Origin of the sequence: Caryophanon latum, from assembly GCF_001700325.1 — a bacterium.
GTDB classification, from domain to species: domain Bacteria; phylum Bacillota; class Bacilli; order Bacillales_A; family Planococcaceae; genus Caryophanon; species Caryophanon latum.
Genome location: NZ_MATO01000028.1, coordinates 1 through 20,380 on the forward strand (window position 1 = coordinate 1; position 20,380 = coordinate 20,380).

At 43.1% G+C, this 20,380-nt stretch carries 23 protein-coding genes; 17 read left to right on the forward strand and 6 right to left on the reverse strand.

What is annotated here, in order from left to right; all coding sequences use genetic code 11:
- Positions 1-62: 62 nt before the first annotated feature.
- Entirely contained in the window at positions 63-986 is a 924-nt protein-coding gene (locus A6K76_RS06305) for a COX15/CtaA family protein (RefSeq protein ID WP_245671963.1), read from the reverse strand.
- 791 nt (positions 987-1,777) lie between these two features.
- Between A6K76_RS06305 and coxB the strand changes: the two genes are divergently transcribed.
- The 6 genes from coxB to A6K76_RS06335 all read left to right on the forward strand — a co-directional run bounded on the left by coxB (position 1,778) and on the right by A6K76_RS06335 (position 7,368).
- The gene (gene coxB / locus A6K76_RS06310) at positions 1,778-2,869 is read left to right on the forward strand and encodes a cytochrome c oxidase subunit II (protein ID WP_066463211.1); all 1,092 of its coding nucleotides are present in this window, start codon (positions 1,778-1,780) and stop codon (positions 2,867-2,869) included.
- Positions 2,870-2,905: 36 nt separating this feature from the next.
- Complete coding sequence (ctaD, locus tag A6K76_RS06315; RefSeq protein ID WP_066463213.1) at positions 2,906-4,798, forward strand: cytochrome c oxidase subunit I; 1,893 nt, start codon at positions 2,906-2,908, stop codon at positions 4,796-4,798.
- Positions 4,798-5,427, forward strand: a complete 630-nt coding sequence (locus tag A6K76_RS06320; RefSeq protein WP_066463215.1) for a cytochrome (ubi)quinol oxidase subunit III — start codon at positions 4,798-4,800, stop codon at positions 5,425-5,427. Before ctaD ends, A6K76_RS06320 begins: the two co-directional genes overlap by 1 nt.
- Positions 5,428-5,772, forward strand: coding sequence for a cytochrome C oxidase subunit IV family protein (locus A6K76_RS06325; RefSeq protein ID WP_066463217.1), 345 nt, complete (start codon positions 5,428-5,430; stop codon positions 5,770-5,772).
- A 181-nt stretch (positions 5,773-5,953) separates the two neighbouring features.
- Positions 5,954-6,877 (forward strand): cytochrome c oxidase assembly factor CtaG, encoded by a 924-nt coding sequence (gene ctaG / locus A6K76_RS06330; RefSeq protein ID WP_066463219.1) that lies wholly within the window; start codon positions 5,954-5,956, stop codon positions 6,875-6,877.
- A 17-nt stretch (positions 6,878-6,894) separates the two neighbouring features.
- Positions 6,895-7,368, forward strand: coding sequence for a DUF420 domain-containing protein (locus tag A6K76_RS06335; protein ID WP_066463221.1), 474 nt, complete (start codon positions 6,895-6,897; stop codon positions 7,366-7,368).
- A 372-nt stretch (positions 7,369-7,740) separates the two neighbouring features.
- Here the strand turns inward: A6K76_RS06335 and A6K76_RS06340 are convergent, their stop codons facing one another.
- Positions 7,741-8,133 carry a YugN family protein gene (locus A6K76_RS06340; RefSeq protein ID WP_066463223.1) on the reverse strand — a complete coding sequence of 131 codons (393 nt, stop codon included), beginning with the start codon at positions 8,131-8,133 and terminating at the stop codon, positions 7,741-7,743.
- A 129-nt stretch (positions 8,134-8,262) separates the two neighbouring features.
- Between A6K76_RS06340 and A6K76_RS06345 the strand changes: the two genes are divergently transcribed.
- A complete protein-coding gene (locus tag A6K76_RS06345; RefSeq protein WP_066463225.1) occupies positions 8,263-9,306 on the forward strand; it encodes a CAP domain-containing protein in 1,044 nt (347 codons plus the stop codon).
- 38 nt (positions 9,307-9,344) lie between these two features.
- Here the strand turns inward: A6K76_RS06345 and A6K76_RS06350 are convergent, their stop codons facing one another.
- Positions 9,345-9,827 (reverse strand): PaaI family thioesterase, encoded by a 483-nt coding sequence (locus A6K76_RS06350; RefSeq protein WP_066463227.1) that lies wholly within the window; start codon positions 9,825-9,827, stop codon positions 9,345-9,347.
- An 82-nt stretch (positions 9,828-9,909) separates the two neighbouring features.
- Between A6K76_RS06350 and A6K76_RS06355 the strand changes: the two genes are divergently transcribed.
- Positions 9,910-10,356, forward strand: coding sequence for a YlbF/YmcA family competence regulator (locus tag A6K76_RS06355; protein ID WP_066463229.1), 447 nt, complete (start codon positions 9,910-9,912; stop codon positions 10,354-10,356).
- 112 nt (positions 10,357-10,468) lie between these two features.
- Here the strand turns inward: A6K76_RS06355 and A6K76_RS06360 are convergent, their stop codons facing one another.
- Positions 10,469-11,371, reverse strand: a complete 903-nt coding sequence (locus A6K76_RS06360) for a glycerophosphodiester phosphodiesterase family protein (protein WP_066463231.1) — start codon at positions 11,369-11,371, stop codon at positions 10,469-10,471.
- Between the two features lie 126 nt (positions 11,372-11,497).
- Here A6K76_RS06360 and A6K76_RS06365 point away from each other — a divergent pair, with 126 nt between their 5' ends.
- The gene (locus tag A6K76_RS06365) at positions 11,498-11,770 is read left to right on the forward strand and encodes a YlbG family protein (protein ID WP_066463233.1); all 273 of its coding nucleotides are present in this window, start codon (positions 11,498-11,500) and stop codon (positions 11,768-11,770) included.
- A gap of 10 nt (positions 11,771-11,780) precedes the next feature.
- On the opposite strand, the gene A6K76_RS06370 is transcribed toward A6K76_RS06365, so the two are convergent.
- A complete protein-coding gene (locus tag A6K76_RS06370; RefSeq protein ID WP_066463234.1) occupies positions 11,781-12,170 on the reverse strand; it encodes a DUF7147 family protein in 390 nt (129 codons plus the stop codon).
- A 53-nt stretch (positions 12,171-12,223) separates the two neighbouring features.
- Between A6K76_RS06370 and A6K76_RS06375 the strand changes: the two genes are divergently transcribed.
- From A6K76_RS06375 to A6K76_RS06390, 4 genes are all read left to right on the forward strand, one after another.
- On the forward strand, positions 12,224-13,645 hold the full coding sequence (locus A6K76_RS06375) for a hypothetical protein (RefSeq protein ID WP_066463237.1): 1,422 nt from the start codon (positions 12,224-12,226) through the stop codon (positions 13,643-13,645).
- A gap of 33 nt (positions 13,646-13,678) precedes the next feature.
- Positions 13,679-14,251 (forward strand): 16S rRNA (guanine(966)-N(2))-methyltransferase RsmD, encoded by a 573-nt coding sequence (gene rsmD / locus A6K76_RS06380; protein ID WP_066463238.1) that lies wholly within the window; start codon positions 13,679-13,681, stop codon positions 14,249-14,251.
- 4 nt (positions 14,252-14,255) lie between these two features.
- On the forward strand, positions 14,256-14,735 hold the full coding sequence (gene coaD / locus A6K76_RS06385; RefSeq protein WP_066463239.1) for a pantetheine-phosphate adenylyltransferase: 480 nt from the start codon (positions 14,256-14,258) through the stop codon (positions 14,733-14,735).
- Positions 14,736-14,810: 75 nt separating this feature from the next.
- On the forward strand, positions 14,811-15,854 hold the full coding sequence (locus A6K76_RS06390; protein WP_066463240.1) for a SepM family pheromone-processing serine protease: 1,044 nt from the start codon (positions 14,811-14,813) through the stop codon (positions 15,852-15,854).
- A 51-nt stretch (positions 15,855-15,905) separates the two neighbouring features.
- Here A6K76_RS06390 and A6K76_RS06395 read toward each other — a convergent pair whose 3' ends face one another.
- On the reverse strand, positions 15,906-17,108 hold the full coding sequence (locus A6K76_RS06395) for a nucleotidyltransferase (RefSeq protein WP_066463242.1): 1,203 nt from the start codon (positions 17,106-17,108) through the stop codon (positions 15,906-15,908).
- A 125-nt stretch (positions 17,109-17,233) separates the two neighbouring features.
- Here A6K76_RS06395 and A6K76_RS06400 point away from each other — a divergent pair, with 125 nt between their 5' ends.
- The 4 genes from A6K76_RS06400 (at position 17,234) to A6K76_RS06415 (ending at position 20,244) form a co-directional block, all read left to right on the forward strand.
- Positions 17,234-17,767 carry a YceD family protein gene (locus A6K76_RS06400; RefSeq protein ID WP_066463244.1) on the forward strand — a complete coding sequence of 178 codons (534 nt, stop codon included), beginning with the start codon at positions 17,234-17,236 and terminating at the stop codon, positions 17,765-17,767.
- Between the two features lie 20 nt (positions 17,768-17,787).
- The gene (rpmF, locus tag A6K76_RS06405) at positions 17,788-17,961 is read left to right on the forward strand and encodes a 50S ribosomal protein L32 (protein ID WP_066463246.1); all 174 of its coding nucleotides are present in this window, start codon (positions 17,788-17,790) and stop codon (positions 17,959-17,961) included.
- Between the two features lie 606 nt (positions 17,962-18,567).
- Complete coding sequence (locus A6K76_RS06410) at positions 18,568-19,332, forward strand: enoyl-CoA hydratase/isomerase family protein (protein WP_066463248.1); 765 nt, start codon at positions 18,568-18,570, stop codon at positions 19,330-19,332.
- 69 nt (positions 19,333-19,401) lie between these two features.
- A complete protein-coding gene (locus A6K76_RS06415) occupies positions 19,402-20,244 on the forward strand; it encodes a ketopantoate reductase family protein (protein WP_066463250.1) in 843 nt (280 codons plus the stop codon).
- Positions 20,245-20,380 lie beyond the last annotated feature (136 nt).

Consider the following 20,380-nt stretch of genomic DNA (forward strand, 5'->3'; position numbering starts at 1 on the left):
GCTAGCTCTTTTTCAAAATGTCCTTTACAAAGGGTACACTTTACCGTTGAATGAGTCTTTTTTTATTGTTCTTTTTCGACGCTTCTTGAAACGAGCAACACGGCATAGCATAACAAGCCAAACAGCATCGAAATAAAGAGAGAATGTGCAAGTGCGACGAACAAGTCCAGTCGCGTTAACACGATGAGCATGCCACTAAGCATTTGACAAATAATTAAAATCGAAGCGGCTAGCCACGTGTAACGAAGTGCTTTTTGATGACGGTCGTGCTTCATCACCGTATACGTAATATATAAAACCCAAACAATTAGTAAAAAAACAGCAACACGATGCCCCATTTGAATCCATTCGTATTTATTGGCAGGTAATAGATTCCAGCCACGTTCATAATGACAAAGCGGCCAATCGAGGCAAGCTAAACTCGCTTCGGTATGACGTACAAGTGCACCAGTGTAAACAGCTATGTAAGAATAAAGTGTAACCGCAATTGTATGTATCCGAAGCTTTTTTCTTATTTGGACATGCTCAGCATCGAATTTTCTGTCGACTTCAAAGACGATGAGCGACAATAAAAAGACTGAAGAAAATGAAATAAGTGAGATGCCAAAATGCAATGCTAATATGAAATCTCCTTGTCCCCATTTTACTTGTGCCGCGCCAATAAGTGCTTGGGCAAATAAAAAGAACAGCGATACAGCTGCTAAAAACTTCACCTCGCGAATATGTCCAAGTTTGCGCCAGCATAAAACGGCTAGCAGTACGATGAAAATGGACACAAAGCCAGTTACTGCACGATGCGAAAATTCGATGAGTACTTCTGCTGTTATTTCTTTTGGAATAAGCGAGCCGTTACAGTCAGGCCAATTGCGCCCACATCCTAAACCGCTGTCAGTTTTCGTAACGAGTGCTCCCCCTAGTAAAATACACAACATGCCGACTGTTGACAAGACGGCGATAATTTTCATGAATGTACGTTGTTGGATCATACGCGCCACCTACTTTTTAACGAACGTTTAAAAACGTCCCTGCCCCTTTATGTTATCGAATGTAGAAAAAAAATACAACTTTTAGCATATATGTGTACGAAAGAGATTTTTAGCTGATGTTTCATCGCTCATAAATCGGCTATAGTAAACGATCGCAGTGCAAGGAAATATACGCATTTGTTACGTGTATGCAGTCAGTAAAAGAGTGGCTATTTTTTTTATATCAATATAATAGTAGGTAATATGTTAAATTTAGCATTTTTCGTAATTTTTCGATAATATATAGAAATAAATGACGGAGTTCGGTATAGTTGAATTAGCGGAATATGCTCATTCGTCAAAAGTGAGTCATTTTTTGGCGTGATGCTATTCGTATAGTTTTGAGTAAATGAAAACGACTCACTAATTCAGGTCTGTTGATTAGCCACTTTTATACAGCTGAATCGCTTGTTTTGTAGTGGCAGGAAGTGTGCGGCGAGACTCCTTGGGGAAAAGCTCGTGACGAAACACCCCGTAGTGACGTAGGAGCGGTGCGGAGGCTTGAGGAAGGCGATAAGCGCCACTACACGAGTCACCGCCTTCATGACCAACATCGTGTTCGCCGCCGAGCCGCAATACGCGCCCTGCCAATTGAATGGCTAATCAACACGCGTGTCACTAATTAAGATGTGTCTTTTTCAAATGCTCGTATAGTTACAAAGCAACTTCTTTTAAACGTTGCTTTATGCAATGCGTCTTTACTGTTGTAACGATGGGCAAATACAACAAAGAAAGAGGGGTTCGAGGGAGCTATGATGAGAAAGTTTAAAAAATGGCGTTTAGTAGCATTGTTGGCGACGATGACCGTCTTTTTAACAGCTTGTGGTGAAGAGTATTTATCAACGCTTACACCTGCTGGGAAGGTCGGACAAGAGCAGTTTAATTTATTGCTTTTAGCAACGGCAATTATGGCACTTGTCATAATTGTAGTATGTATTATTTATTTCATTTCGTTCATTAAATTCCGACGTTCTGTTATCGGAGAAGATGTCATTCCGAAGCAAGTGGAAGGCAGTCATACACTAGAAGTTATTTGGACGGTCATTCCGATTATTTTACTGTTAATTTTAGCAGTGCCAACCGTAATGGCAACATATGAGCTTGGCGATACGTCGGGCATGGATGCGGTCGATGAAAATGGCGATAAAAGAGCGTTGACAGTAAATGTAACGGCGAAGCTTTATTGGTGGGAATTTGAATATCCTGATTTAGGTATCGTAACGTCTCAGGAACTTGTAGTACCAACGAATGAAAACGTGTATTTCAACTTAATTGCAGCAGATGTAAAGCATTCATTTTGGATCCCGGCAGTTGGAGGTAAGATGGATACGAATGTAGAGAACTTAAATAAATTTTACTTAGAGTTTAGTGAGGAATCAGCAAGGTTAAAAGATGGCGTATTTTACGGTAAATGTGCGGAGTTATGTGGACCGTCACATGCGCTAATGGATTTTAAAGTAAAAACGTTAAAGCGTGAAGATTTCAACGCATGGGTAACGGCGATGCAAAATACACAAAATCGCACAGTGGCCGCGGACGTGCAAGCTGGAGAAGAGGCGTTTGTAGCAAACGGCTGTATTGCTTGTCATGCGACAGATGCGATTGCGACGACACCAGACGATGCGTACGCTTCAAATGCACTCGGACCTAACTTAGCAACATTCGGTGATCGAAATCGTGTAGCAGGTGTGCTAGATCATACAGAGGAAGAAGTTGTAAACTGGCTACAAAACTCAGAAACGTTAAAGCCAGGCAACTTAATGCCAATGTATGATGACGTACCAAAGGAAGAACTGGAAGCAATCGCTGCGTATTTAATGAGTCTTTCAGTAGAACAGGAATAAGAAGTGAGAATCGTGAACTGGGGGAGGTAATTCATCGTGAGCTCAATCGCTAATAAAAAAGGCTTTGGCGCAACGGTTTGGGATTATATGACGACCGTTGACCATAAAAAAATAGGCGTGATGTATTTAATTGCAGGTACATTTTTCTTCGTGCTTGGCGGAATTGAAGCAATGCTTATGCGTATTCAATTAATGAAGCCGAACAATGATTTCGTATCAGCAGGGTTTTTTAATGAATTAATGACGATGCATGGTACGACGATGATCTTTTTAGCTGCCATGCCGCTGTTGTTTGCATTTATGAACGCCGTCGTACCGCTGCAAATTGGTGCGCGTGACGTCGCGTTTCCATTTTTAAATTCACTCGGATTTTGGCTATTTTTCTTCGGAGGCATTTTCTTAAACTTATCGTGGTTTTTAGGTGGTGCGCCGGATGCTGGGTGGACGTCGTATGCGTCACTTTCGCTTTATTCAGAAGGGCATGGCATTGACTTTTACGTGCTAGGACTTCAAGTGTCGGGGGCGGGTACACTTATTTCTGGTATTAACTTTTTAGTAACGATCGTCAACATGCGCGCGCCAGGAATGACGTATATGCGCATGCCGTTATTTACGTGGACGACATTCGTATCGAGTGCGTTAATCGTATTCGCATTCCCACCGTTAACGATCGGTTTAGCACTAATGCTATTTGACCGCATGTTCGGAGCGAATTTCTTCGATCATACGATGGGTGGAAATACGATTATTTGGGAGCATTTATTCTGGATTTTTGGACATCCAGAAGTATACATTTTAGTGCTACCAGCGTTCGGACTATTTTCTGAAATTTTCGCAACGTTTTCTCGCAAACGATTATTCGGTTACTCGTCGATGGTATTTGCGACAATTTTAATCGGGTTTTTAGGGTTCATGGTATGGGCGCATCATATGTTTACAGTCGGCTTAGGTGCGACAGCTAACGCCATTTTCGCAGTAGCGACGATGCTTATCGCCGTTCCGACCGGCATGAAAGTGTTCAACTGGCTGCTCACGATGTGGGGTGGTTCGATTAAAGTAACGGTGCCGATGTTGTATGCACTAGGTTTTATTCCATCGTTCGTAGCAGGTGGGGTAACCGGCGTTATGCAGGCAGCTGCACCGCTTGACTATCAGCTGCACGACTCGTACTTTATCGTCGCTCACTTCCATTACGTAATTGTCGGTGGTATCGTACTAGCATTATTTGGCTCAGCGCATTATTACTGGCCGCTTATGTTTAATCAAATGCTTAGTGAAAAGCTAGGGAAAGTAACATTTTGGCTGTTCTTTATCGGCTTCCACTGCACATTCTTCGTACAGCATTTCTTAGGATTAATGGGGATGCCACGACGCGTTTCTACATACGACGCGGGGCAAGGACTGGATTTATTCAACATGATTTCAACAGTCGGGGCAGTGCTTATGGCAATTGGTGTCATTACGCTTGTCGTAAATGTTGTCATTACCGCTGTGAAAAATGAAAAAGTTGGGCGCGATCCGTGGGGCGATGGACGTACGCTTGAGTGGGCAATTCCGCAGCCAGTGCCGTTTTACAACTTCCGTCAAACGCCGCTCGTTCGTGGTTTAGATACGTACTGGATTGAAAAGCAAGAAGGTAATGAGGAGGGAATGACGTACGCTGAGCCACTGAGCGATATTCATATGCCGAACAACTCGATTTTACCGTTTATGATGACAGTTGGGTTGTTTATCGCCTCATTCGGTGCGTTGTACAATATGGATGCGGATAAGCCGTGGTCGATTTATTTACTTGTCGGCGGTTTAGGGATGTTGTTTGTATGTATGTTCATTCGCTCGTTTAAAGATGATCATGGTTATCACGTACATGTTGAGGAAATTTTAGCAGAGGAAGAGCGCCTTTATGGAAAAAAGGGGGGCAATGACTAATGGATATGAATAAACAATTTACAGCACAAACGTGGCCAGATCATCCAGAGCAGGCGACGCTTGAGGGCAAAAATAAGTTTGTCGGCTTTTGGATCTTTTTAGCGTGTGAAGTTGTGTTATTTGCCTCCTTGTTTGCGACATATTTAGCGTTAAAAAATCGCGGCCCTGCTTCAATGGGTGAGGAATTTACGACGCAAAATTTATTTGAGTTACCGCTCGTGTTCGTCATGACGATGGTGCTGCTTACATCGTCGCTTACGTCGGTATATGCGATGTATCATATGAAAAATCATAACTTTAAAGGGACGCAAACGTGGATGGGCATTACCGTTATTTTAGGCGCTGTATTTTTAGCGCTTGAAATTTACGAGTTTAATCATTACGTGCATTTAGGGTTTCATTATTCGCAATCAGCGTTTTCGTCAGCGTTTTATACGTTAGTTGGGACGCACGGGGCGCACGTACTGCTAGGGCTTTGCTGGATTTCGTCGCTCATCATTCGAAACAGCAAGCGAGGCTTAAATTTATACAACGCACCGAAATATTACGTAGCTGCGCTTTATTGGCATTTTATCGACGTCGTATGGGTATTTATCTTTACGGTAGTTTATTTAATGGGGGCGATGTAATTGGCACATCATGAAGAAGTCATCGTTAGAAATACAACGGAATTTCAGTATGAACGACAACGCCGCGCGGATCAAATGAAAATGCAAGTCGTGACATTTGCGCTTATGATTTTTTTAACGCTTATCGCATTTATCGCGGTCAATGCAGGATTTTCGCCATATTATGTGACGCCAATCATTTTATTATTTGCAGGCATTCAAGTCGTCTTGCAGCTGTATTACTTCATGCATATGAATGAAAAAAACATGGGTTTAATTTCATTTTTCATGTGGAGCGGCATTTTTATTACATTTATTACGATGCTATGCTTCGTCACAATTATTTGGTGGAATACAGCGTGGTAACGAACGGAGCTGCTTGTGTTTACGCAAGCAGCTTTTTTATGATTGGGGCAATGAGCGCTTGAACGGATGTTTGTGGAGCGGCACATCATTTTCATTATCGATTGTAAAATGTCATAGGTTGTTCATTTGATGTCTTATCATAGTATCCTTATAATGAAGCTAGTGGAGAGGGAGCGGTCATATGGAACTGCGCATATTTGGTTTTCAGGCGTTATGGAGCCCTTATTTCTTATGTTTGTTAATGATTGTTGGTTTTCTATATGCACAATGCACAGGAAGATGGCGTGGACGTTTTGCGCATAGTGAGCAAATAAAGAAAAGTGAAGCGTTCTATTTTTATAGCGCACTTTTACTTATTTATGTTATTAAAGGATCACCGCTAGACGTATTAGCGCATATTAGCTTTACGATGCACATGGTACAGATGGCGTTTTTATTGTTGCTTGTGCCGATTTTCATCATTAAAGGCATTCCGGCATGGCTTTGGCAAACCTTTATTTCTAATCCACTCGTGCAACCAATTTGGCGCATTGTAACGCAGCCTATTATAGCGTTATTTAGCTTTGTGCTACTGTTTAGTTTTTATCATATTCCTGTAATTTTAGATGCGATTAAATTGAGTGAGGCGTTGCATGCGCTCTATACGGTTATGTTGTTTAGTAGTGCGATTGCGATGTACTGGACGACGGTTAATAGTGTGCCAGGTGAGCGGCAGTTAAAAGGGCTACATAAAACGGCGATGATTATTAGTAATGCGGTACTTATTACGCCAGCGTGTGCATTAATTATTTTTGCGGATACGCCACTTTATGCCACTTATCAATCAGGGGAAGCGTGGTTGCAGTCGATGGCGCTTTGTGTGCCAACAACGATGCTTGCCAGTTTAGCGAGTGCAGGAATTACAGGACCGGAGTTATTTATGTCTATGTCGACGCTAGAAGATCAGCAGCTCGGCGGCATTGTCATGAAAATCATTCAAGAGCTTATTTTCGGCGTGCTGCTGTATACGGTGTTTCGCGCTTGGTATAAGCATGAGCAGCGGGATGCGGATGCGATTACAGAAGCAGCATTAGCAGAACGTAAAACGATGAATGACTATTATTAACGTTTAGGAGACAACTTATGGATAAGCTTTTAGGAGAATATTTATTACCAACAATTAGTACAGGCTTTATCGTGCTAAGTGCAGTGCTTGTTGCAATCGGTTGGATTTTAATTGCGCAGCGCAAAGTAGAAGCGCATAAAAAGACGATGATTGCGGCGGCGATTGCAGCTATTTTATTCTTTATTATTTACGCATCACGCACAGTATTTGTCGGCAACACGGCGTTTGGTGGCCCAGCAGATTTAAAAATTTATTACACAGTGTTTTTAATTTTCCACATCGTTCTTGCAACGTCGGGCGCGGTGTTCGGTATTGTGACACTTTGGTTAGGGTTTAAAAACAACATTCAAAAGCACCGTAAGATAGGACCGATTACGAGTATCGTATGGTTTTTCGTAGCTATTACAGGTGTGGCAGTATACTACTTACTGTATGTGAAATACCCAGGTGGTACGACGACATCGGTATTTAAAGCAATTTTAGGATTTTAATATGAAAAAGGGCTATTCGAAAAAATTTTTTCGAGTAGCCCTTTTTGTATTAGGACGTGTCTAAAAACTTTATAATTCCGCATCCGCATAAATGAACGCTGTAAACGAATGAGTAGTTTTATCAGCTCTTGGTAGAGTTAGTTGATTCAAAAGTAGGTCGGTTAATTCGCCACTTTTATAGAGCAAAATCGGTTGTTGTAAGGACCCAACTTGAAATCTATACGGAATTGTCATGGCAAACATCGTGTTCGCCGCCGAGCCCTAGGAATTGATCTGCCGCGAGTAACCGCAGAGGCAAAGCGAGCCGTCATACGCGAACTGCCAATGGAATGGCGAATCAACCCGCTTAATAAACTAGTTTTTAGACAGAACCTAGACAGTTTCTTCTGTTTCGTGTGGGAATGTAACAGCGCGACCGTGTTCCTTTAATGCTTGCTCCACATTTTGCAAAATGCGTTCACATGCTTCGACGAGGTGTGATGGAAATACTTCGTCTGTATATTCAACGCCGTGTGGATAGTAATATTTTCCGAGTGCAGGTTTGACGATTTTTAGTACGGCATTGTGCGCGCCGACATCGCCTTCGATCGCATACGTGAAAACGCGTAAATAATAGCAACCTTCCTGTAAATCGAAGCGACGGTCAAATGTTTTACGGTCGTAATCCCATGCACCGGTACATTCAAGACCTTGCTGTGCCATAACTTTTTCGAGTAATTCTTGTTCTGCAATGACGCCGTCAAGCTGGTGGTGATTCAAATACATAATGAACTTCCTCCCTTGCAATTGTCTTACTATTCATAATAGATGAACAGTTCTGTAGTTGCAATGCTTACATTGTATAAAGGCTGATGAAATTGCTATAATTATGAAAAATATGTTGGGGGAAAAGACTTGCAAACGTTTTATAAAATCGTCATTGCTGTTGTTATTATTGGTGTGATTACATATTACACAACGAATTCAGTGAAAGAAAATGAAGTTTTAGAAGGGCCAAATGTTACCGAACCGTTGCCCCAGCAACAAATAAATGTACAGCATGATGCGCTCGCACGTCCAGATGATGGCATTTCAACATTTATTGACGGAAGTATTGAAGCGTTTCAAAAGAAGTATGGCAAAGCTGATCGCATTGACGTAGCGGAGTTTAATGAGGAGTGGCACGTTTACAACGCTTCGCATGATACGTTTATGCTTGTCGGCGTAGAAGATGGCAACGTCGCACAAATTTATGTCGGTGGTGCAAGTATTGATATGTCGCCATTTGCGATTAATCAGCCGTTAGAGGAGCTGTATCGCTCGATGATTATTCAATCTGAGGTCAACGTCACGATCGGTGAGAGCGTATATAGCTTTACGTTGTCGGAGGAAGATTTGCATCAGCGTTTGCTAATTGCCTATGAGGATTTATATGCCCAAGTGTATGTTAGTGAAAATGTAGGGACGATTCAAGGGGTGCGTTTTTTAAATGCGAGCACGCTCGTCGCACAACAGCCGTATGAAATGATTTTTATGGGTGAACTTGTTAATACGAAGCCGCCAACGTCGTATGAGCAAACGGAAATTGATGCCGCACAAGCGTTGCTGCTAACAGATTTAGCGAATGTAGCACGTGCGAAGGAGCAGCTGCCGGAATTACTTGTTGAAACACGTTTAAGTGAATTAGCGCGAACACATAGTGAGGAAATGGTGCGAGAAGGTTATTTATCAAGTGAATCACCAACAAAAGGGGATATTAAGCAGCAGCTTGCGCAAATTGGTATGACGTACAAGCAGGCAGGCTCCAATGTCGCATTATCGTACATTGATGCAATTGAGGCAATGCACGGTTGGTTAAACTCAAAAAGCCATCGTTCGATGATTTTAAATAAAAGCTTTACAGCGATGGGCTCTGGTGTTTTTTTAAATAATTATACGCAAATGTTCATCGCACAATAAAAAATCAATCGCGCATTCATTGGCGATTGATTTTTTATTTACGTGCGTGGTGTAATGAGCTGGAACGTTGCAGTAGCAAATGCAAGCTCACGTCCAGTAGAATCAGTTACTGTGCATTCAGCGACGATAACGGTGCGCCCTTCTTTAATAATGGAGCCAGTTGCGATGAGCTCGTCGTCGGTCGTCGTGGCTAAGTAATGGACGTTTAAATTAGATGTAACGACGCGTTTGCCATGCTTTTGTGCGTGGGCGTTTGCAATGCGTCCCATCGCCCCATCTGCAATCGTTGCGATAATGCCGCCGTGTGGGTAGCCAAGTGAATTGCCGATTGCGCTCGTGTTTTTGACGCGCACAATACCAGCATTTTCAAGTGTTTCACCTGTCGAGCCGATAAGCGCATTTAGCGGGAAGCGGTATGTGTCGTCACCTGCTGTATGCAGAAGCAGGCGATCAACAACTTCATCGATTAATTTTCGTTGCTCCTCGTTGCTTTGGTCGAGCAGTTGTTGAAATTTTTTCATATGTTACAGCTCCTTTTTTGTTCGTGTAATGTAAAAATAGCACATTGTTTGATATGATAGAAGGAGAATGGGGGAGTTAATCATGATGATGACATCAGAATGGCTGCATATTCTTGATGGAGCAGACGAGCTGAGTGCGATGATTTTACAATCAGAGCCGGTGCAGCAATATCGTCTTGCATATAAAGCAGTATATGAAAACGAAGCCCTTGTTCAGCAAATAAACGCATTTCAACGAATGAAGGATCAGTATGAAGACGTGCAACGTTTCGGTAAGTACCATCCGGATTACAATACAATTATGAAATCGATTCGCAAACAAAAACGCGAGCTTGATTTGAACGAGGCTATTTCTGCGCTGCGTGTAGCAGAAAACGAAGTACAATATTTATTAGACGAGGTGAGCTTGCTTATTGGGCGTTCGGTATCAGACGCTGTAAAAGTACCGATGAGCAATCCGTTTTTTGAAACGAATTCATCTTGTGGAAGCAGCTGTGGTACTGGTGGCGGCTGCGGCTGTTCAGCGTAATTCAGCTCTTTTTAGCTTTATGCGTTTAGTCATGGAACGGCGAATATGTTGTAAGATGAACGAACGAAAGGGAGATTCGGAAGTCAAGATAGACTTCTGAATCTCCCTTTTTTTATGCTTCTTGCAATAAGAAATGCGCTAAGTCTGGTCGACCGGTTACGATTCCTTTTGCACCGAGGCGAATTAAGCGCTGCATCGTCACGACGTCGTCAACGCCCCAGTAATGAACTGGGATATTTAAAGACGTTAAAAATTGAATGAACTTTGGTGAGTCGAGTGCGATGCGATTATGTTTAATTGGAATTTGGAATACATCTGCTTTTGGATGATATAAATGTCCAAATTGCCCTGTAAATGTCGTAAAGGCGTTGCGCACCTCTGCTTCGCCTGCACCTAATGCGACGCGGTTTTGTGCATATAAATTGAATCGATCGATTTGCTCGCAGTGGAAGCTCGTCACAATTACGCGCTCTGCTGCATCAAGCTCTTCAATAAGACGCCATAGTTTTGAAGGCATTAAACTACCTTCATAAGTATCTGGACCGTCCTTCATATCGATGTTAATGAGTGTTGTCGGGAATGCCGTTAATAGCTCACGCAGTGTAACCGGTGCGACTTGCTTTTCACGATATACGTATTCACCGTCTAAGTTTTGGAAATGGTAGCCGTGGTTTAGCTCGCGTAAATCGTCAAGCGTTAATGATGCCACTGCTCCTGTACCGTTCGTCGTGCGGTCTACTGTTTCGTCATGAAATACTAAAATTTCTTCATCTTTTGTTAAACGAATATCGATTTCAAATCCATCTACACCAAGTTCAGCGGAGCGTTTGAATGCAAGCATCGTATGCTCTGGTTCTAGCTGGCAGCCACCTCGGTGTGCAAAAATTAATGGTCGTTCGGATTGTAGAGCGGGTTTACCAGGGCGTCGTTCCGGCTTCGATAAAGCTTTCGTACCTGCCCAAGCAGCTGCACTTGCTGCAGCGATTGCAATTGCTACTTTTGTCTTTTTTCCCATCGTCATCCTCCTTAACAATATTCTCCAATCTATTATATACGAAATTTGGGAAATAGTCAGCTAATCGCTGTTGCCACGATTGAAAATGGTATGGTAAGCTCAAAAGTAAGAAATGAGGGAACAATGATGAACGAACGCCAAGGAATTATTATTTATGTCAATCAGCTAAAGCATGCGAAGACGTTGCGCAAATATGGCAATGTGCATTACATTTCACGCAAGCTTAAATATGTTGTGATGTATTGTAACCAGCAAGATGTGGAGGCATTAATGGAAAAGCTACAACGCCTTCCTTTTGTGAAAGACGTTGTACCTTCGTACCGCCCATTTGTGAAAACGGAGTTCGAAAACGCGAAGCCCGATAAAGCGAAAGAGTACGATTATAAAACAGGCTTATAATGGTTGCTTTTTAGTTCATAGGTGGGATGTAGTGGTTTAGTCGTAAAATACCGATTAAGTATTGATAATACAAATTATTTTCCGAAAATATAGATGAATGCTTAATTTCGAAGCGGTTTGGCACATGTCCAAGCTCTGTCATTGCTTGCTCGAAAATGTCAAGTCGTTTTGATGGCTTCTCATCCTCATATGGAATGCCTTCTCGACATAAATAAATCGGCATAAACTTGCTATCACCGACTGGCTTTAAACTAATTGCAAGTGATGCGACGACTTTATCATTCTTTTTCGCATACATAATGTATGTTTGGTCAAGGCGACTTGCGTTTGTACGTGCAAGCTCGCACAGCTCAAAAATATCACCATAGCCTTCACCTAATTCAATAAAACGTTGAATCATTTTAGTACACTTCCTTTCGCCATTTATCTTATCATGCTGCAGGAGGTAAGCACATGAAAAAAATTGCAGTTTCACTTTTTGTTGTTTTATTACTTGTAAATGCAGGGCTTGTATTTTTCCAGTATTACGGCTTTTCAGAGGGCGGCGACGAAAAAGCGCTCGTTGATTTTTCGTACGCGCAAGAAATTGAAGTGACGTATGCGAATGCAACGCTCGAAGTACGTCATACATTTACCGATTTACCAAGCGGCGAATTGACGCTCGTTTGGCCGAAAGCTGCAACGGCGATTGCTTGTGAGGAAGGTGCATGTAACCGATTAGCAGGCAACTCTGCGACGTTTACAGCAGGCGATACGAATCAGCAAGTGCTGACGTATAAAGTGCCAATTGCAGGTGGATTAAAAAGCCAAACATTAATGCAAAATGTTTTCGTACAGCTGCAAGCAGGCACTGCCGACACATCGACTGTTCATATTTCGACAAAGAACGGTCAAAAAGGACAATGGATTACCGGGCTGCCGCTTTCAAGTACGAACACGCTTGATGGCTTAACGTATACGGTATTTTCAGGTAAAGGAAACGTCTATGATTTATATTGGCAAGCAGGCGATATAGCGCTAAAAACAGCAACAGAGGATTATTCTATTTATAGCGCATATAACGTAACGGATAAGTTTGTAGAAGAAGTAAGCAAGATGGAAATCGAATTTAATCAGCATGTAGCGATCATTCAGGCGAAGAAGCAAAATGTACATGAAAATTCACGTTTTATTTTTATGCCAGAGTTAAACTTGGCGCAAGTGAAGACACAAATTGTTGCGGCACAGCTTGCAACGAAATATAAAGTACCAGCCGATTCACCAGCGTGGCTTAGTCAGCTATTAATTGCGGAAGTTGCGGACATTACATTAACGGATCCACGCGCGCAGCAAATTAGACAAGAGCTAACGAAGCGTTTAACGACGAAGCAAAACGAATTACTCCACGAAAAAATTGTCGCATTAAAAGGCGAAACGGTAACGCTAGAGCAATTAGATACGATGTTAACGTCAATTATTGGAGAAAAAACGAGCTTCTTCACAGCGAACGCAACGAGCAAAACATTGTATCCGTTATTATTTGAAGATGAGCGTGGCATTTATATTGACGAGGTGCGCATCGACGAATTAAAGGCAATTAAATATAACGACTTAACATATTATTTAGCGACGCCACTATTAGAAACACTCGGCTATAAAGGCGCAGAAGGGGAAAATGGCTTCTATGTGACAGGTAATGGGCATTCATATCGCTTCCCAGTATCAGAGATGTTTTACGTATTTAATGAGCGCCGCTATGATGTGAAAACACGTCCATTCGACAAAATCGGCGGACAGTATTATATTGAAGAAGCATGGTTAGTACGTTTATTTAAAGTAGACGTTCGCAAAAAAGACCGTGTCATTGAAATTACAACGATTCAAGGCGAGCAATAAGCGCCCGAATGCAGAAAGTTTGGTGTCTTCAATATGAGAGTAGTAGCAGGTGACCGTAAAGGCATGCCGTTAAAAGCATTGCCAGGCAACAACACGCGTCCGACGACAGATAAAGTAAAAGAATCTATTTTTAACATGATTGGTCCGTTTTTTGACGGTGGTGTCGCACTCGATTTATTCGCAGGAAGCGGCGGCTTAGGGCTTGAGGCGTTAAGCCGTGGCATCGAGCGTACGATCTTCGTTGAAAAGGATCGCAAAGCGTTTAGCATCGTGAAGGAAAATGTCGCAAAATGTCGTTATGACGATCAAGTAGAAATTTTTTGTAACGATGCGGTGCGTGCGGTAAAGGCACTCGTAAAACGCGAGGACGTCGTATTTGATGTCGTGCTATTTGACCCACCGTATCATAAGGTAGATTATTATGATTTAGTGCGTGTATTAATTGATCACGGCAAAGTAGATGACAAAGGGGTTATTATGTGCGAACATGCGAACGACGTGACGTTACCAAAGGCATATGGTCCGTTTACGTGCGTGCGTCGTGAAACGTATGGCAGTACGGTCGTTTCAATTTATCGTGTGACACAACAGGGAGAAGGGGAATAAAATCGTGGGAGACAAAATCGCAGTTGTACCAGGAAGCTTTGATCCAGTTACATATGGTCATTTAGACATTATTCGTCGCGCAGCCGATGTGTTTGACGTCGTGTACGTGGCGGTATTAAACAATTCTTCAAAAAATCCGTTATTTGATGTCGAGGAGCGTAAAGCGTTAATGGCAGAAGTAACGAAGGATTTACCGAACATTCGCATCGAAAGTTCATCGGGTTTATTAATTGACTATGCGCGTGAAAAAAATGCAAAGGCGATTGTACGTGGCTTACGTGCAGTATCGGATTTTGAATATGAAATGCAAATTACATCGATGAACCGTTTTTTAGACGAATCGATTGAAACATTTTTCATTATGACAAAAAATCAATACTCGTTTTTAAGCTCAAGCATCGTCAAGGAAGTCGCGAAATATGGTGGCAACGTAAAAGAGCTTGTGCCACCTGTTGTTGCAGCCGCATTAAAAGAAAAATTTTAAGGAAAGGAGCGTGCTAAAAGTCAATAGACATTAGCACGTTCTTTTTTTCATTTCGCGATAACGAAAGGAGAAACTATGACAAAACGAACGATGATCGCAGCCGTTCTTGGCATCGTGCTCGGTGGCGCGTTAGCTATTTACCCGCTTGATTATTACATTATGAAACCAGGTAATGCGCATGACATCGCCGAGTACATTGCAGTAGAAGACGGAGATACAGGCGACGAAGGCACATTAAATTTAATGACAATTGCGATGATGCCCGCCTCACCGATTAGCTATGCGATGGCCAAAGTGCTGCCAAACCGTGAGCTATTAAAAACGGAGGACGTGCGCTATGATGGAGAGGACGACAAGGAATATAACGTACGCCAGCTGAAGATGATGACTGATTCACAGTTTCATGCAAAATACGTGGCGTTTACGTTAGCGAATAAGCCATTTACTGTAACAGGCGAAGGTATTTTTGTGCTAAGTGTGCTAGACGGCAGTGCATCAGACGGCGTGCTACAAGCAGGTGACGAAATCATCGCGCTAAACGGCAAATCGATTAAACAGACTGAAGATGTAGCTGCTTTATTAAAAGATCAGCAGCAAGGAGATGTCGTGTCACTTCGCATTGTGCGCGACGACAAGGAGTTACAAAAGGATGTCGTATTAGCGCCGCTTCCAGGGGAGGAACGTATCGGCATTGGCATTACGTATGCAGGCAACGAAACGATTACTACGACGCCAACTGTGACGTCACAAGCGCAAGATATTGGCGGCCCATCAGCAGGATTAATGTTTACGCTTGAAATTTACAACCAGCTCGTCGATGAGGACATTACGAAGGGGTATCACATTGCAGGAACAGGTGAAATGAACAAAGATGGTACAGTCGGACGCATCGGTGGCGCAGCGTTCAAAGTGATTGCTGCAGCGAATGACGACATGGACATTTTTTTCGTGCCAGATGATGTAACCGATGAAATGCGCGAACAAAATCCAAAGCTGCAATCGAATTATGAGGAAGCGCTCGAAGCCGCTAAATCATTAAAGACGGATATGGACATTGTACCAGTCAAAACAGTAGACGATGCGCTCGCTTATTTAGCGCAGCTACAGCCGAAAAAATGACGAAAGCTCTCTAACGCATTGTGACGTGCTGTAGAGAGCTTTTTTTATTTTTTATAGACGAAGAGGTGGGGTGCGGTAATCGACGTTTAAACGTGGTGCTGAGCGTGTCATATTTGCCCCGACGTCATAAAGGTTAGCCGCTTGTAAATCGAATTGTAGCATCGCATCGTCGCTTGAGGCAACGCGACTAATGAGCGGTAGCGGAATTGATTTTTTTTGCTGCGAAATAAACGCTTGTCCGTTTTTCGTAATGCCGAGCAATCGAATGTAGCGCGGCGCAGTAAACGTCGCATTCAGCTCTTTCGTATAGCCTGTGAAAATATGCGTAATCATGCGCTGCAACCTCGTCCATGTGTAGCGCTTTGATTTTACCTTTTGCATAAACTCCGCAAATGACGTTGAAGTTTTAGCCGCTTTTATAAAGGCGAACTCGATGCCCTCGGACACGTCGACGTATTGCGTGAGTTGCTGAGGCGTTTTTTGTAAAATCGTATGCTGGAGCAACGGCCAAAACGTTTGCCATTGAATAAAGTCACTATGCGTTTGCCAGTCCGTTAATGCTTCATACGTTGGTGCAGGCACGAACGCTTCGATGTCGCGTAAATTTTTCGTATCAAACAGCGCTTTTCGAATAGCGGTCGCGCTTGCAATCGTATCGTGTGCCATATTCTCGTCGTGGTAATGAGCAGCGATGCGCGGAATTGTTAATGGACGGATCGTTAGCTCATGTGCTGCCTCGACGTAATGGTAGCCTAAAATGTTGTTTGGTTGGGCTAAGTCGACCGTTGCCTCTGTCGCGTATGTTAATACGTGCTGATAGGCGTGCTGCAGCGCTTTTGGGTAGCTTAAGCCGAGCTGCATCGCCTCGTGAATTTTTGCCTCATATTCCGTACGATGTGACGAAATTAAATGATGTGTATGTGAAAATGGGGCAATATCGCCATTTTCGCTGCCGAAAACGACCGATTCACAGCCAATTGCGTGTAAAAGTGAAATCGAACCGCTCGCAAATTGACGTGCTTGTGCGGTACTATATGCATAGGGAAGCTCGATAACGATGTCGACACCTGCGTGCAGTGCCATTTTCGTGCGCGTCCATTTATCGACGACAGCTGGTTCACCGCGCTGTAAAAACGAGCCGCTCATGACGGCGACACAAACGTCTGCTTGTGCGATTTTTTTTGCTTGTGCGACGTGATAAAGATGTCCGTTATGGAATGGATTGTACTCAACGACAATACCTGTAGCGCGCATAAAATCACCTCAAATTCATGTTTTTTTAATTATAGAGGTGATTTTACGTAGTGACAAGAAATTATCTTGACATCCCAAAATACACATTATATAATCAACAGTGTTGTCTCGAGGTGATGAAACGAATGAAATGGTCAATTCATCAATTATCTAAGTATCGCCAAAGCGGGATGCCGATTGATGCGCATGTACAATTGGATGAGGTAAAAGATCGGAACCAAGAAATTCGCGAAATTTCACCCGTTCATTTAAAAGGGCTTTGTACTTTTGGTGCATCGCAACTGACTTGTCAACTGACGATGACAGCAACGTTAACGCTACCGTGTGCACGCACATGGGAAGACGTTGAATACCCGATTGAGGTAGAGGTAGTTGAAGTTTTCAGCTGGATCGATCCTGAAAAACGTGTAGATGAGTTCGCCGACATTCACTGGGTGGATGGAGACGTAATCGATTTACAGCCAGTACTAGAGGAAATTATTCTTCTTGAAATCCCGATGCAAGTATTCAAACCGGATACCGAAGGACAAATGCAAGGTGGGAAAAGCTGGTCGTATTTAACGGAAGAAGATGTTGCGCGTCAAGCGGAAGAAGACGAACCAAAATTGGATCCAAGACTGGCTGCTTTAGCTAAGTATTTTGATCAAACAGACGAATAGATCTGTAAGGAGGTGCCACAATGGCTGTACCATTTAGAAGAACATCTAAAACTGCAAAAAGAAAGCGTCGTACGCATTTCAAATTATCTGTACCTGGTATGGTAGCTTGCCCAAACTGTGGTGAGGCAAAATTATCTCACCGCATTTGCAAAGCTTGCGGACAATACAAAGGTAAAGAAGTAGTAAGCAAATAATTCAGTATTTGCAAATTCGAAGACGGGAAAAGAGACCATGGCTCTTTTCCCGTCTTTTTTCTATGCACAAAAATGCTAATTCATGTCGTTTCTGAATATTCGGTGAATGTCGTGTGATACAATAAGTTCGCTATGTTTTTTGCTTTTCAATAAAATATGTTTTTAATCAAGCATGTTGATTAGCCAGTCAATTGGCATTTCGCGTATGGCGGCTCGCGTTCCTGGGGCTCGGCTCAAGCCTCCGCACCGCTCCTACGTCGCGGTTTACGGGGTCTTGAGTCACGAGCTTTTCCCCAAGGAGTCTCGCCGCACGCTCCATGCCACTACACTGCTGCACTTATTTCAGTTTTGCTGCTGAATACAATCGATTCAGCTGTATAAAATGGCTAGGTTCTGTCTAAAAACTATTTTATAACCACCTGGAACTCGTTCGTCACGATAAATTGGGATTGACGCATACAGGTTGCTTGAAACGAGAGGCGGACTCCAGCGGGAAAAGCGTGAGTGAGAGACTACAGGCTCGAACCACGCCCGCGGAAAGCCTGCCTCGAAGTGAAGAGCACATACGAAAATAGTCCACACATATAAACTAAGGGGGATATAAAAATGGCATACGAAATCACGAAACAAGATGGGGTTTTAACGTTTACAATTAATCGCGAGGAAAAGCGTAACGCGATCAACAATGAAGTAATGGATGGCTTAAAGGAAGTTATTACATACGTAAAAGAGCATGACGACGTGCGCTTTTTAGTCGTAACAGGTGCGGGTGACCGTTCGTTCTGTTCAGGCGGCGACTTAGCGGAGTTCCACTCGTTACATACAGAGGACGAGGCGTTCGGCATGTTAAGTAAAATGGGCAACATTTTATACGAGCTTGCGACATTACCTGTTCCAACAATTGCACTTATTAACGGGACAGCAGTTGGCGGTGGCTGTGAAATCGCAACGGCATGTGACTTTCGTTTAATGAAGCGCGGCGCAAAAGCAGGGTTCATTCAAGGAACGCTTGCAATTACGAGCGGCTGGGGAGGCGGCACGTACTTATTCGAGCGCGGGCTACGTCACGACCGTGCGCTGAAAATGTTAGTTGACGCAAAACCGTACGATGCAGAGCTTTTATACGACATCGGCTGGGCAATGCGCGTATTTGATGGCGACAAGGAAGAGGCGTTAAATGAGTTTATCGAAAATATGCGTCACATTCATCCGTCTGTTCACCATGCGTACAAAGAAATCGAGCTTCGCAAATGGCGCGAGCGTAACATGTATGGCCGCGTCATGGAAGAAATTCGTTTATGTGCAAAGCTTTGGGAAAGCGACGCACACCACGAAGCAGTAAATAATTTCTTATCGAAAAAAGCAAAATAAGTAATGAATGTCTAGTGATGCACGTCATCGCTAGACTTTTTATATGAGTAATTATAAGGAGGACAACAAATGAAATTTACAGTCATTGGCGGCGGTGCAGTAGGGTTGCTACTTGCAAGCTATTTAGTGCAGCAAGGAGACGTTACAATCGTTGTTAGAAGAGCGGCGCAGCAAGAAACGCTACAAAACGGACTCACTCGCATTTGCGGTGACGAGCAAACGACATATCGTGTGACGGTCACAACGGCAATTCCAAATGACGACACGCAGCACATTTTCATTTGCACGAAGGCGTATGCATTAGTAGAGGTGATTGAGCAGTTGCAGCACGTAGCGTATCGTACAGTAAGCGGCTGTCAAAACGGCTTAGCACATATGGAACTGCTCCGCACGCTACGAAACAGTAACGCATGCGTCGTCGAGTTCGGCGCATTCAAAAAAGATGAAGCGACAGTCGTCCATACAGGCATTGGGCGCATCGTCATTGGCTCGTTAACAGGTGGAAAAAGCCCTGACGTCGATTCATCGGACGCATTACCAGTCGTCTATAGTGAACATATTGAGCGCATCGTGTGGCGAAAAGCGCTGCTCAACTGCTTCATTAATCCGCTAACGGCGATTATGCAAGTGCGTAACGGTGATATTATTCAAAATGAATCGTTACGTGCAATCGTCATGCAGCTGTTTGACGAGCTAAACGAAGCATTCCCGGTGCAAATGGAGGACGTGTCGATACAAGACATTATCGCACTATGTGACAAGACGGCGGCGAATTATTCATCGATGTGTGTCGATGTGCGCGACGGACGCCAAACAGAAATTGATGAAATCGTCGGTGCAGTTATGATGGCAACAACACATCGCTTGCCGACGCTCCGTATGCTGTATTTACAAATAAAATCAATGCAATAAAGCGCGACTTATACGAATAACGCTTGCCGCTTATTTTTTCTCCTAAAGTTATGGTATATTTTTAAAGATGAATTTTTGACATACTATAATACAACGAGATGAAAACATATGTATGGTGATTAGCTATTTTTATGCA